We start from the raw sequence: 12,811 nt of genomic DNA, 5'->3' as shown, positions 1-12,811 counted from the left end.
TCGATTGCATCGTCATGTACAGCAATCGCCTTATCAGCTTAATGTGGTCGCGCGCGGCTATTCGCAATCGCGGAAAGCCGGCGCCTCGTGACCTGCCCGGATAGCCATCTGCACTTTTCGAAAATGCTCCGCCAATCGGGCGCCCAGACGACGGGACTTCCTGCCTTCTGCGGCCGCTTCAAGGATTGCAAGATGAACCAGCGCGGCCTCCCCACATCCGTCGCCATCGCGCTCGGCATATTCCAGCTCATCCAATAACCCACGATTCTCAAATTCTACGCAGATCCATCTGGTTGCGGCTTCGGCGCTATCGGGGCGAGTCGCACGAGGCACCTGCGCAAGCATTTCTGCGTTTCGCTCGTCGTGCCGATTCATGTACAGATATTGATTGATTTCCTTCGTGAACTCGGCGCCTTGGGGCAGCACGGCCTCACCGATTCGACGAATGTAGGCGTCCAGCGCTTCCTGCACCGCGGCGGTGTCGAGTTGTTGCCAGAAGCCTGTTTCAGGCCGGTAGCAAGCCTCAAGGGCGCTGACGACGTTGAAATGTGACCGCGCTTCTTTTGCGGTATATCCGCAATCGCCCATGTAGGAGACGAAGTCCTCGACGAACTGCTCGTGATTAGTGATAAGGGTGTTTGACATAGTCGAAATCAGTTTAAATGACAGGCCGTATATCGCCGACGAGGCAAATAATAATTCACGCTGTATTGATAAATCAAGGGTTTTTTGAAATATAAATAATTAGCCGAATCGATGTGATAAATATTTATTCAATAATTCGGTCGGGCATTAAATTATCGTTTGGATTCAGGTTGTTATAAAAACAGACACATCACAGATGACGTTTTTGGCTTAACGGCTTATGTTTCCAGGTTCGGCAGGATTTGGCCGGTAGATACAGATGTAGGAATCGTTGTTGTAGAAATTTTTCCAAGACGGAAGGTTGCTGTTACTGAGTGTTGTGTTTTGGTCTTATCCACGGCTTGTCCTGAAAACCTCGGCCTTCAGGCCGGGGATGAAAGGCGGGTAAAGACAGCGCAGCCTGGATGTTGTGATCTGTGGCAACTCCGACAAAAATGGCGGGGAGCCGGATCGCGCGAACAGCAGCGAGCGACGACTCGTGGGCACGAGGACGTGATTGAGCGAGAGAACTGGCCGGTTTCGCAGACGTCCGCAGCATGGGCGGTCCACAGGCGACGCCGAGCCGGTGAAGAGCGAAGAGTAAAGCGGAGGTATGAACCCTCCGCTTGAGAAGCACAGATTTGAAAGGCGCTGTTGGTGAGGCTATGCCCTTATGCGGCAGTGCGCTCGATAGGAGCATCCTGCATTACAAAATTGTCGAACAGCTCGATGATATGACTTGAATTGGGCGGAACGTCATCAAGCGGATTTTCGTGGCTTTGCGCGATTTGTGTCGCCACCCAGAGGTCGTCATCTGTCTCGGGCGTGTACGGGTATTCGCGCAGTATCCTCCTGTCCTTGAACAACCAAAGCGTCACGAGTCGTGAGAACTCGAGCGGATGGGCCGCACTGACGGCGCGTTCGGAGACGGCAACGTTGCCGTCGGCAAGCATCAGGCACGCGGTCGACTGTCCATCTGACATGGCACGGACCTCCGCGCCAACTGGCGCGCAGAGGTACGGAATGTCCTGTGATGATGTTTCCGGTAGAACGATGACCAGACACTTTTCCTGGATGGCAGAAGCGACTCCGAGGAGAGGGGCCAGTTCGACAACGTAAGTAGCGTGCGCAGGTTGCTCCTCAGCGTGACGCTGCATCACCTCGACGAGGTCAGGGTTAAGGTCGTCCTCGGTGCAAACTTGCGAGTCCTGGTTCTCAATAGTTACACGGATTGAATTCATGTGATTGGCCTGAAGTAGTTGTTGTTTCGTGTTCGCTTCACTGCAGCGTGTTGTATAGGTACCGTGAACACGCTTCACAATTAGCGCCTTCCGCCTTTCCTGTGGTGCTTCATCTCGCGCTTCTCGCGCTCCTTCCGCGCTGCATCCCGACAATCCTTAACAGTCTGGCCAAGTGATGTCAGATGCGTTTTTCCGTTATCGGCGGCATCGATGCATTGATAGCGTTCGTAGGCGCGAGCGCCGGCTGAAATGCCGTCTGCTTTCAGCTTTTCCAAACTCGCGAATGCGCCGATATGAAGGAGGTCGGCGCGGATCTGCATGAACGCGGCCTTAGCACTGGTCGGGTGCTCGGCCGCGGCAAGTGCGAAAAAGCGTTCGGCGTTTTCTTCGTCGAATGCGTTCAGCCATGTCTGGCGACGGATTTCGATGATGAACTCATCCAATGGCATTGCCATCCCCATTTCCTGAGGCAGGTCCCGCCAGCCAGGCAGGTATCGGTCGAGCGCCTCGAGGACCATCGAAAACTCAAAGGTCTGCCAGAATCCCCGAATCGGACGGTGCGCTGACTCCGCGACGATGATTACATTCAGCACATTCACATGCTCATTGGAAAAGCCACAATCGCGCATGAAAGAGACCATTGCACTGATGAGCTGTTCACGCTGGTTCGGTGTTTCGTGGTCGTCGTCGGTGGCGTCAACTTTGTTCCATTTTGATAATAAGTTTTGCGTTTGCATTTGAATAAAAAACAGGTTGATGATATGACGCGAACGTCGAACTGGCGTCAGATTAATCGCAATCGACGGCGAATTCAAGAGTCCGTAGAAAATATCCAAGTATTTATACGGGCCGTATCGTGAGCTGGCGTTGAATGCGATTTTGTTTGAAAAAACAAAGGCTTGTAAAAATGCATGTACCCAATGGCTGCGTTGATATGCGAGTGCGCAAGAATTTACATGGCTTAAATACTATGTTGCCAAAAGAGTGGGCCGCTGAGTATGATTGCCGAATCGGTGTGAATGCACGTGTCCCTAAGTTTTTCATCTCCTCAAAATGACTTTAGAAAATCAGAAATCGAGCCGCCCGGTTGAACATGTGGCGCTCCCGTTCGGCGCGCTTGACCGAGCGAGCACATATGCACCGTTCTCCGAAGACGCGGCGAAGCTGCGCTCAGCGACACCAGTTTTCGTCACGTCAATCGAGACAGAGGTTGTCGATAGGCTGAAAGGCCTGGCGTTGTTCAGGATGGGCGGCATTGAGGTCGACGGATGTGCCGTGGTGACGGCCAGAATTCAGAAAGGGAGCGCCCAGTTTGTCTGGCTTGCTGATGCCACTGACCCGGACTTCTGGTCCGCTCTCGATACCATGAGAAAGACTGGTCGGGCAGGATTCGTTTTTATAAATGGCGAAGACACGTGGTTCATGCAATACAAAATCGAGCAACCAGGAACCGCAATTGATCGCTATCGTCGACAGCTCGGTCGTAAGGATGTCAAGTTCCTCGAAGCTGCTGGCTCACTCATCACCGATGGATCAATGAAGCAGATGGCTTCGAGCATCATTCCCGGACTAACCGTTGAACATTTGCAAATCAACATTCTCGCGACGCGGCGTGTGAGAGCAGCGGCTGAGGCCTTGGGTGGGATGTTTGTACGGAAATCCTCCGATACTGCATCCTTTGCAGCCAGTATCGTATCTGCGCCGAGGACGGTGCAGTGAGCTGACATTCAATGTCCGGAGAGCTACGGCTACCTGCGCAGATCAGTGTAACTGAGCTTCTCACGTTGGCCGAATCCACGCGTAAATTCGCTCGCTATCGATGCAAGAACGCGGGGGAACACTACGCCGCGTCGCTGATGTACGACCTGCTTCCGGAGCGGATATTCAAGCTGCGGTCCGGGGCTCGGTCGCGCGGCGTCGTTTCAACGATGAGAAGTTCTGGCCGGGAAATGTTCAAAGAATGTCTGCAGCAGCAGATGCTGCAATGTGGTAAAGGTGATTGCCTCGCTGTGACGGGCCATCAACGCTGGGCACTGTTCCACGGACATCCTGAAATTCAGCCAGGAAACCCCTACAGAATTAAGGTAAGGATTCCCGTAAAAATCCTCAAGTTGCCGCGACAGACAACGTGTAATACGACCTTTGGAAGATTTAAGTCCTAGCTCTTCGACCTTTTCCACGTGTGCGTGAATTCCCTCAAGATTCGCCGCAAGTTCTCCCTCTAGCGCTTCTTTTGAGTACAAAGCCACTGCGTCGAGAAGATGCCTTGATAGGGGAGGACTTATCTCGATCCCCGGATTATCCGCAGGGCATGCTCTGGCGCGAACGGGCTCGCACCAACCAAGGGGGATAGCTGTTCCAAGAAGCAGCGAACTGTGGTTGGTGCAGGTATAGACGCCCGGCAGTACGTGTGATCTGTGCCAGTACGATTCGCCATGTTGCTGCAAGTCCTCACGCATGCATTGAGGACAAAAGCGACGACATGCCAAAGTGGCCCAAGGCGCTCCAGCAAGCCAGTTAAAATCGGATCGAATTTGTGGGACGATTGCGACCAAGCTTGCGCGTATCAGTTCGCGGCGTTGCCTCGTCATAAACGCCGTTACGTACGGGTACAGCGTGTGGTTCACCAGAATGTCGTCGTACGTAATGCCAGTGGCATCCGCGATTTGCGTCAGAGCAAACGGATTGGTGAAGTGAACTCGCCTCCTACCTTTGCCTGTAAGCTCCTTAACCACCTGGTCGTATCGAATACCGAGATGGCGCGATGCCCGGATCAATAGACTGCTTGTCAGTTCGTCGGGGTAGGGTCGCGGAAAGTACATTTTCTACTCCAGTTCGAGCAAAGAATCCAGATTGCAGACAGCGGCCATGCTGCGTAGATTTTCGAAAATCGTATTGCCTTTGACGATTGAGTCGTTAATTGCTTTGCGATAGTCATCCGGAGCGAGCTCCTGGGCGACACTGCTTGCAGTTTTAGCCTTCGCGCGCCTTGTACTCTTGTGCGGTTTTATCAGCTCAATTGCAGCTTTGGCCCCATCAAGGACGGTATCTGCCTTTCCTTGTGCCTCGACAGCGTCTGCGATGTTCAACGCACGGTCCTTGTCCACGCCAATACTTACCAGCGCGGAGGCAATGGCCGGAGCGAAGTCCTGGTGGCCGGGCCTTACTGATGCCTTCTGGTTGCGTAGGCCCTCGAATTTGTTCAGAGCGCCGTCGAGCAGGTTGGAAAACTTGACGGGCGCAATGTCGCCGTACTGGTCAAGCAGAGTGGCATCGCCCGAGCGATATGCGTCGATCATCGGTTGAACCCGGGTGAAGTCGCGATTCCAGACGAACTCAAACGTTTGAGCCGTGATTGTTTCGCTCCCATCAATGATTGCTTGCCACTGGCAGCAGGCGAAGAGCTTGATTGCGATGTCGATGATTCCCTGGCTATAGTAAAACAGCAGGTCGGCGAGCGCCTGGGTGAGCTCGACAGGATTCTTCAGCCATTGAAATGTCCATAGCGTCGTAATGAAGTCTTCCCACTCGAGGGGCTCCTTAAGGTCATGGCTAGCAGAAAGGTGGCCCCACTCGGGGAAGCCGCTGCCTACGGAGCGCCGACCCTGGCTGAAATCGAGGCCGAGTACCTTGATGGCCCTATTTGTACCTACGAACAGGATTGGAACACCAAGCTCATTGGAGGCTGACACGAGGACAGCCATTAGCTTTTGCATGTTTTTGCCGCCATGCCTGAGATTTTGCACTTCGTCAACGATGAGAAGTCCGACGCAATGCATATGCATTACCCGGGCAACATGGTTCAGGATTGTCTCAACAGACATGGTGCCTTTACCGTATTTCTGGTAGTAGTTGCCATCTGGAACCAACTGGTCAATTTTTCGAAGAATCGAATGAGCAAGACCCTTGATTGATGCCCCGTCAGCCGGCGTTTCAATATGAATATAGGTTATCTGCGTTATATCGAGGTCAGGGTGGTGAATCGCCTGAGGGTAACGTCTCATCAGGCGTCTCAGAGTCGTAGTTTTGCCTTGGCCGGATACACCGATCAGCGCACTCGAGTTTTGGGACGTAACATGCTTAAGGTCGTCGACCGGACTGAACGCCTTGCCAGCTTGCTGGGCTTCATAAAGCTTTTGAAACACCTGGACATGCGCCGCAGTTCTTGGTGTTCGGCCGACATATCCTTGCCGGAGCATAGTATCCAGGGCCCACCCGAGCACGACATGGCGCTGAAGGGGGGACATGAACGATGAAAGTTCCGCGACAAGATGCAGTCTCTCGAACGGCGGCCACTCGCGTTGCTCCTTTTCGAAAGAGGGCAGCGCGTGCAAATACTCTCCGAGCGCGTCGTCGTCGAGAGCCGGGGGCAACGCCGCAATGAGTGGATTGTTGCGATACCGGGGAATTCGCTGTTCCGTATAAACTGCGGTTACGGCTGTTGAAACTGCATTATTTTGTGATATCACCGAGCATCTCCTGTTTCTTCAGTCGTAGCTTTTCCTGAATTGAAAGCGGTCTGACTTGCGTTTCGCCCGTTTTCATTGGGGGGGGCAACACGGCTACGGTTGCAGAACGGTCTGGCATCGGGACGACATTATCTGGCAGGCTGTAAACAGCCATTACCGGTTGCGGAGATGAGGGGCTGGTTGCCTCACTTTGTCTGCGAACTCGTTTCTCAGCCTCACGGTCAGCGGCGATGTCCGCCTTACGGGAGGAGCGCGACTTTCCTTTCGTTGCCTGTTTCATCGCAGCATGTGCGGGTTGTGCGATGTCGGAGATGAATTTTTTGAGATTGATTTTTTCCTGAAGCGCATTGTCTTCACCCTCTTGCAGAATCCGCTTCACAGTCGTCTGCACGTATTTCACCTCCGCGTACGAGTAACCGCGATAAGATTCACTTGTAGTGGTCAGCCCGCACGAATATGACTTGCGGGCGTCCTGCGGGTCGTGGACGACTATGGAATCAACAAGTCGGCGGTCGTAGGAAACGTCAACGTCAGATCTTCCTCGGTTCGCCGCGCTCACGAACCATCCCTTCTTCTCCAAGTCGGCGCATGAATAAAAGCAGCCCTTGAACAAGATGCCTTGGTCGGTGACAGTCGCTTTGTCGCGGGGAAGCAACTGAAGGCGCAGATACTCTTCGCTGTAGCGTGAAATGACGCCTGCGCTGTAGATGACGTTGTCCTCCCAGATTTCGCGTGGAACTGGGCTGACTCCGCGGAGGGCGGCCGTCGGGTCTAGCGCATATTTCTTCATCTCACGTCGGTTATGAGAAATAATCGCGCGCAGGATGATTGCGGTAAACTCATCAAGCGTAAGACATGCATCACTGTCGTAGTGCTTCCCACGACGCCGCATCACGTTCGAAGGTGGTTCGTATCCAGGTGTCGCAGGAGCTATCGAAGCGTGAATCAGTTTGAATCCGCATTCCACCGTCCCCTTGTTTTGTGGGGAGAGTGGTGGCGCGTTCGAAATCGTGCTCTCCATCCCGTCGCATATACGGTTGCTGTTACGGGAAATCATTTCGCCGCAGTCGCCGAGGAATTTTTGCGGGAAAATTCTGTCCGCCGGCCAGTCGAGAGGGTCGTAGGGGACGCCGTACTTGTGGCAAAGCGCAGCCTTGTCCTCAGCCAGGCTCAGGATTGCCTGTACCGCAGTTTCCCAGCCAGGATGCTCCAAACCGACATAGAAGCCAGCGCAAAGACGGCTGTACCTGTCGTAGATGAGATACATAGTCGGCTTGCCGATAATTTTCCCCCGATCCGCCTGCGCGACTAAGAACACGTCGGCGATGGTTGCATCGATTTCGTAGATATACCCGACACCGATTGCCTCATAGAGCGCGCTGCCAATCCGCTGGTCGTGATCCCGCTCGAAGTCCTTGTTCCCTTTCTTTCGACGTAAGATTGTCTCGAGTGAGAAACAGCGTTTGACGACTGTGTAGAACTGTCGATAGGAAGGGCGTTCGCCGGACGGTTTGATGTAGCTCTCGCCGTTCCCATCTTGATAGGAATAGTGCTCTTTCAGCATTTCCTGGAACGCGTGCTGGAGCGTAGGGACTTCACCGTCCAGAAAGTGTTCTTTGACGGCAGCGATGACGTGCTTGTCGTCAACGCTACGGCTCATCTGATAGATTTCGTAGCGATCGTCAGACGGACGACGTCCCCGGGCGTTGGTAGCCTGGGGCTGGTTGAGGCCAATGTCAGGAAATCTGGGTATCAGGGCGTCCTGAGTCTGGCCGCCGCGCCAGTAATCACGCAAGTATTTGTTAATTGTCGTCTTCGACGCGCCTGTCGCTTCAGCGCGCGCTGAAACCAGTGGGCCTCGCAGTTTCGGGTCAAATATCGCGGGACTAGCAAGAAGCGGGTTAATGATGTTCAACGCCTCCTTGCGCCTCTTTTTCGCCGCGTCCGTGTATTCAGACACACTCCGTTGGCCAGTGCTCGTCACCAGAGCCGATTTCTGCTTGTCCATGTCGTCGAGCAGGGCGGCATAGGAACACTGCCTCGGCCAAGTAGCCTCGTCAGTCACATTGATGACCCAGGCTTCATCAGTTTCAGGCGTGATGTGAAGTAGCCGATAGCGAGTCCCCGCTTCGTTGTGGTACAGGTCGTTCTTCAGGAGCACCATTATCGACCTCCCATCGCTCGGAGGTTTTCCGGCGTGAAGGTACAGCGGAAGGTCGCTAGGGGAGCGCTGGCTAGGTTAGGGTTGCTCAAGTCACAAATCAGGACGCGCTCGTACATCAACAGTTTTGCAACGCGAAGGCCTTCCCCCGGATTCAGTCCCTGCCGAATCTCAAATCCCCGGCAGTACTCCTGAAGTGGCTGGTTTCTGGTTGATCCGGCCAGGTCGTGAGACATGATGAGCGATTGCTCGCGTAGGGCACCCGCGTACCGCTCGTCCTCGCCAGTCTTTAGCATGCCTCCGCGAATCCACTCGATGTTACGGATTTTTTGCATCGGTAGTTCGGAGTGGAAGACGAGGCGATGCGGGATGTCCATCCCGGCGAAGTACGTCCGCGTGATCTGCAGCTTCTCGATCTTACGTGGATCTTCAGAGTCTTCTGTCCGTTTGCAGTCCCACGCCTCAAGGCGATTCTGGTCGTTATCAAGGAAATCGACCAGGAAATCGACCGTCATAACCGTGGGGACTTTAGTCCCGGGGTAATACGGGTGAGCGATACCAAGGGCGGCGGCGATTTCGAGCGTAAGTCCGCGGTCGAGCGGGAACTCCTCCCGGATGCCGGTGACGCGCTGGGACCACTCGAGAGCATAGAAAGTATTCGTTTCGACATCTGACAACAGATGTACGCTGCGTTCGCACTTTGGACTGTATGGCCGGCTGACGCGCCCTATTGATGAGAGGTCAAACGTTTCCAGCCACGGTTTGTAGTTAGCACCCTGCCCTTGGCCCCGTCCTTCAATCTGCCACTCCTTGATGAGTGCCTCCGTCATCTTTTTTGGACCGCGCCCCATTTCTCCTACTCCAGTACGTTTCATTGCCGCGCAGAAGGCGCATGGCTTCAGTGCTGTGTAGACAACGAATTTCGTAAGCCACTTAAATGGTTATACGAAAAAACATAAATCTTTTATGTGGCGTAATAATCTCACATGTGAGATTATAGGATGGCCGTGACGAAAGTGCGAGCGATACTCGCGTTTTTCGTCCGGTGTGTTGTCAATGATTGACTGGAACCGTGAAGCAAAGCGTTTGCTTCGGGCTGAGCTCGTGCGCAGACAGATTGGCTATAAACAACTGGCTGTGTTGCTGGAGGGACTTGGGGTCGAGGAAACCGAGCGCTCGATCGCGAACAAGATTTCGCGTGGCGCATTCACGTTCGTTTTTTTCCTGCAGTGCATGAAAGCGCTGCGCCGGCCAGCGGTCCATATCGATCTGACCGACATCGGGGAATGACGCGCTGGGCAAACCAGAAATTGGCAAACCGTTGGTATCGTGACTGCAATTCGAGGTTCCTGCAGAGAGAAGTGACGATTGAGGTGCCGAGCTGCGGGACGATGATCGCGAGATTCGAATCGGTTGTTCGACGAATAAATAATTAGGTATACGAATTATGTTGATGGTTCGTTTTGGAACTGATGCCATGACAGTTTTCGAGCTCATTGAGATACTCAGCGAGGTTGATCCAAAGTCCAGGGTCACATTTCTTGCTGGAGGGCTCAACACGCAGGTTGCGGAAGAGATTGTTGCCGTCGCAACGCCTGAGCGGCTCTGGATGAAGCATAGTAAGTCAGATAAGAAGGTCGAAGCTGACACTCATCATGCAGACAAACATGCTGTCAGGTCTGATGCCACCCGAGCGAGTACAGAATCTGAAGCTGCGTCCATAGTCATTCTCTCCACGGACGAAGAATTTCTTTGTAAGGCCATCGTGAGGCGTCTGAAGCTGGATTGACCCCAGAGTTGGCCGGAACCAAGCAGCAGTGACGGAGGCCGTCTAGGCGAACATGGAGTCGGCCTGCCTTTCCGTTGTCGACCCGTGTATGCAGACTCGGCTTTTCCAGGAGACGGAACGTGTCCATTTACGTGACATCCAGTGCTGAAATGGTTCTGCTTGAACGGTGGTCAATCCGCCGGTCAGATAAGGGCGAGCGGCATTTTGTCGGGTACGACGTTCTTCGCTGCGATGGGCGCGTGAGTACCCCGATCAGGCTCTTCGACCCAGTGACACGCACCGGAACGACGGCTAGTGGAAGCAAGTATCACCTGGTCGGGCGGGCGGGGCGGGATTCGGACGGCGAGTACGTTTGGCGCATCGCGTCCAAGGCTTGGGGAATCGAAGTGTGGACCGATGTCACTCGCGACCTCGTGCCAGATTGGAGGAACGCACGTCCGCTTGCGAATGACGACCTCAACGACAGCGGCAGTCCAAATGAAGTAAGCGGTTCCACTGATTGAGGACTCCGGCTCACGTTCGTACACCGCAGGGCATACATGGCTTTTACAAGGAACTTCTTCCGGTACCAGAAAGGAGCGTAGATGACTCTTCCCTACGAGCGCACGCGTTCAGTAATAGGCGCGCGTCAACTACTCACCGATCTGGCGGCAGCGCCAGACAACGTTGATCTGGGGAAATTCCGGGCCCTGTCTCGAAGATTGCTTCGGCATTTCCCCGAGCCGATTGATCTCCATCTTTCAGCGGGCTTTGCTCCCGGCATTTGGGCGGACCCCGACGCAACCGGCGATGCATGAACATGTCATTTCTGGATCTTAACCAGCGCGAGGAAAACCTGCTGCAACGCATGCGGCGTCTGCCGGTTTGTGCTTAACAGAGGCGCTCGGACGTTTTACCGTGGCTTCGGCCAGGCGAGCGATGTTCGGGGGAAACGTGATTCGAAAGATTCCTGCGCAGGCGGCCAGCGACGAACGCACGCCTCTCAGCGTCGATGCAATTGATAGGTCGGTGGTTAAACAGGACCTCGAGCCGCATGGCGGCATCCGGCGCACGCTTGTGACGTCAAAGAGGCCCCGCATGAAGTCGCCGCGTCAAAGGTCTTCGAAGAGGCGCAGGGTCAAACTGCGTGAGCCCTCGTTCACAAAGAATCTGCGCCATACAATCCTGGCTGTATCGCTGGCGTTCGACCGGTCTGCCCGTTTGCTAACGGAAATCACATATCGACAAACGATCATGCGATGCCGTCGAGAAGGTCGTGAACCGAAACGAGGTCTTCGCGCAGAGCACAAATTCTATTGGCGGATATTGATACGTCGCGCGTTTGCGGATGCAGCCGCAGGGCATGTCTCGAGGAGGCGTCGTCGTTTGCGTCGTCTGGCCACGTTGCTCAAGCAAGACGCAGATCGAATCCGTCGCGAACGCCGTCCGTTGCTGCCAGCTGTGGGGGATCACAGATGAGGAGGTGCAACTCATGGTGCGCGCCGCGCCTTTGCGGCGAGGGATGGATTTGACTCGCGTTAAGGCACTGCATCGAGAAAAGTGAAAACGGGACGCAGAGTCGGACCGTGCAAGTGTTCGCGCCACAGCGTGCATGGAGGATGGAAAAGTGAAAATCCAGATTGCGTCTGACCTTCATCATGAGATTGCACATCGTGCGGATCTGGCTGGTCCACTTCAAGTAACGCGTGAAACAGATGTACTCGTCCTTGCTGGCGACATCCACGAGGCTTGCAGAGCTATCGACCTGTACGGCGACTGTCGTGTCCCTGTCGTTTATGTCACCGGAAATCAGGAACTGCATGGGCACAACTATCAGCGACTGTTGACGGAACTCCGCGAGCGTTCGCAGAGAACATCAGTGCGTTTTTTGCAGGACGATGAGCTCGTTCTTGGAAACGTAAGATTCCTCGGTGCGACCCTTTGGACAGACTACAGCTTCTATCCATTGCGGCTTGACGACGCCATGCGTGCCGCCGGCGCAGCGATGATAAAGCACAAGCGAATCAGGCAAGAGTGGAGTCGGGTTTTTAGGCCTGAAGACGCGCGTGAGCATCAGCATCGGACTCTCCGTTGGCTGAGCGAGCGTCTTGACGAGAACTTTCCAGGAAAAACGGTCGTTGTTACGCATCACACTCCATCTGGGCTGTCGATCCCTCAAGGAAAACGTGAGCACTATCTCGCCGCCGCGCACGCCTCGAACGTCGAACTTCTGGTGATCAAGGCGAACTTTTGGGTACACGGGCATATTCTCGCGTCGAGCGATTACCACATAGGTGATTGTCGCGTGATCTGCAATCCGCGAGGGCGCCCGGGCAAGAACCACGACAACCCGGACGTGCCATATGAGAACGCCAGTTTCAACCCCTCGCTCGTCATAGAACTCTAGCGGTGAAACAGCGAATCCTCGGAGGAAGTGATGTCAATCTATTTAGGTGCTGATGTTGATGAATGCCCCGAGAGCGCGCTCGAGTGCTGGTCGATTCGGGAAGTAGAGGGTTTGCAGCAGTAAGCGTTGAGTCCGCACAAA

The 12,811-nt window shown here is 54.3% G+C and carries 12 protein-coding genes; 5 read left to right on the top strand and 7 right to left on the bottom strand.

Annotation, left to right across the window (positions count from 1 at the left end; translation table 11 throughout):
• Nucleotides 1–57: 57 nt before the first annotated feature.
• The 3 genes from ACUN0E_RS17630 to ACUN0E_RS17620 form a co-directional block, all read right to left on the bottom strand.
• Nucleotides 58–645, bottom strand: coding sequence for a hypothetical protein (locus ACUN0E_RS17630; protein ID WP_445567427.1), 588 nt, complete (start codon nucleotides 643–645; stop codon nucleotides 58–60).
• A 650-nt stretch (nucleotides 646–1,295) separates the two neighbouring features.
• Nucleotides 1,296–1,865: a hypothetical protein gene (locus ACUN0E_RS17625; RefSeq protein WP_445567426.1), complete on the bottom strand. Its 570-nt coding sequence runs from the start codon at nucleotides 1,863–1,865 to the stop codon at nucleotides 1,296–1,298.
• A gap of 80 nt (nucleotides 1,866–1,945) precedes the next feature.
• Nucleotides 1,946–2,701, bottom strand: a complete 756-nt coding sequence (locus tag ACUN0E_RS17620) for a hypothetical protein (protein ID WP_445567425.1) — start codon at nucleotides 2,699–2,701, stop codon at nucleotides 1,946–1,948.
• A gap of 217 nt (nucleotides 2,702–2,918) precedes the next feature.
• Between ACUN0E_RS17620 and ACUN0E_RS17615 the strand changes: the two genes are divergently transcribed.
• Nucleotides 2,919–3,584 carry a hypothetical protein gene (locus tag ACUN0E_RS17615; protein ID WP_445567424.1) on the top strand — a complete coding sequence of 222 codons (666 nt, stop codon included), beginning with the start codon at nucleotides 2,919–2,921 and terminating at the stop codon, nucleotides 3,582–3,584.
• A 203-nt stretch (nucleotides 3,585–3,787) separates the two neighbouring features.
• Here the strand turns inward: ACUN0E_RS17615 and ACUN0E_RS17610 are convergent, their stop codons facing one another.
• The 4 genes from ACUN0E_RS17610 to ACUN0E_RS17595 are packed head-to-tail and all read right to left on the bottom strand — an operon-like array spanning nucleotide 3,788 to nucleotide 9,370.
• Complete coding sequence (locus ACUN0E_RS17610) at nucleotides 3,788–4,687, bottom strand: TniQ family protein (RefSeq protein ID WP_445567423.1); 900 nt, start codon at nucleotides 4,685–4,687, stop codon at nucleotides 3,788–3,790.
• A 3-nt stretch (nucleotides 4,688–4,690) separates the two neighbouring features.
• Nucleotides 4,691–6,334 (bottom strand): AAA family ATPase, encoded by a 1,644-nt coding sequence (locus ACUN0E_RS17605; protein WP_445567422.1) that lies wholly within the window; start codon nucleotides 6,332–6,334, stop codon nucleotides 4,691–4,693.
• Complete coding sequence (locus ACUN0E_RS17600) at nucleotides 6,318–8,498, bottom strand: Mu transposase C-terminal domain-containing protein (RefSeq protein WP_445567421.1); 2,181 nt, start codon at nucleotides 8,496–8,498, stop codon at nucleotides 6,318–6,320. Before ACUN0E_RS17600 ends, ACUN0E_RS17605 begins: the two co-directional genes overlap by 17 nt.
• On the bottom strand, nucleotides 8,498–9,370 hold the full coding sequence (locus tag ACUN0E_RS17595) for a TnsA endonuclease N-terminal domain-containing protein (protein ID WP_445567420.1): 873 nt from the start codon (nucleotides 9,368–9,370) through the stop codon (nucleotides 8,498–8,500). The genes ACUN0E_RS17600 and ACUN0E_RS17595 overlap by 1 nt, the downstream gene beginning before the upstream one ends.
• Nucleotides 9,371–9,551: 181 nt before the next feature.
• Between ACUN0E_RS17595 and ACUN0E_RS17590 the strand changes: the two genes are divergently transcribed.
• From ACUN0E_RS17590 to ACUN0E_RS17575, 4 genes are all read left to right on the top strand, one after another.
• Nucleotides 9,552–9,785, top strand: a complete 234-nt coding sequence (locus ACUN0E_RS17590; RefSeq protein WP_144140741.1) for a DUF6471 domain-containing protein — start codon at nucleotides 9,552–9,554, stop codon at nucleotides 9,783–9,785.
• A gap of 187 nt (nucleotides 9,786–9,972) precedes the next feature.
• Complete coding sequence (locus tag ACUN0E_RS17585) at nucleotides 9,973–10,284, top strand: hypothetical protein (protein ID WP_445567419.1); 312 nt, start codon at nucleotides 9,973–9,975, stop codon at nucleotides 10,282–10,284.
• Between the two features lie 584 nt (nucleotides 10,285–10,868).
• Complete coding sequence (locus tag ACUN0E_RS17580) at nucleotides 10,869–11,081, top strand: BPSL0761 family protein (RefSeq protein WP_445567418.1); 213 nt, start codon at nucleotides 10,869–10,871, stop codon at nucleotides 11,079–11,081.
• An 809-nt stretch (nucleotides 11,082–11,890) separates the two neighbouring features.
• The gene (locus ACUN0E_RS17575; RefSeq protein WP_445567417.1) at nucleotides 11,891–12,670 is read left to right on the top strand and encodes a metallophosphoesterase; all 780 of its coding nucleotides are present in this window, start codon (nucleotides 11,891–11,893) and stop codon (nucleotides 12,668–12,670) included.
• Nucleotides 12,671–12,811 lie beyond the last annotated feature (141 nt).

The organism is Paraburkholderia sp. D1E (assembly GCF_052682275.1).
Note: the sequence above shows the minus strand (reverse complement) of the source record. Positions and strands in the feature narration are given on the sequence as shown.

Coding starts and splice junctions, on each gene's coding strand:
- ACUN0E_RS17590 (WP_144140741.1), top strand. CDS start 9,552: ATGATTGACTGGAACCGTGAAGCAAAGCGTTTGCTTCGGGCTGAGCTC.
- ACUN0E_RS17625 (WP_445567426.1), bottom strand. CDS start 1,865: ATGAATTCAATCCGTGTAACTATTGAGAACCAGGACTCGCAAGTTTGC.
- ACUN0E_RS17595 (WP_445567420.1), bottom strand. CDS start 9,370: ATGAAACGTACTGGAGTAGGAGAAATGGGGCGCGGTCCAAAAAAGATG.
- ACUN0E_RS17600 (WP_445567421.1), bottom strand. CDS start 8,498: ATGGTGCTCCTGAAGAACGACCTGTACCACAACGAAGCGGGGACTCGC.
- ACUN0E_RS17615 (WP_445567424.1), top strand. CDS start 2,919: ATGACTTTAGAAAATCAGAAATCGAGCCGCCCGGTTGAACATGTGGCG.
- ACUN0E_RS17630 (WP_445567427.1), bottom strand. CDS start 645: ATGTCAAACACCCTTATCACTAATCACGAGCAGTTCGTCGAGGACTTC.
- ACUN0E_RS17580 (WP_445567418.1), top strand. CDS start 10,869: ATGACTCTTCCCTACGAGCGCACGCGTTCAGTAATAGGCGCGCGTCAA.
- ACUN0E_RS17585 (WP_445567419.1), top strand. CDS start 9,973: ATGACAGTTTTCGAGCTCATTGAGATACTCAGCGAGGTTGATCCAAAG.
- ACUN0E_RS17610 (WP_445567423.1), bottom strand. CDS start 4,687: ATGTACTTTCCGCGACCCTACCCCGACGAACTGACAAGCAGTCTATTG.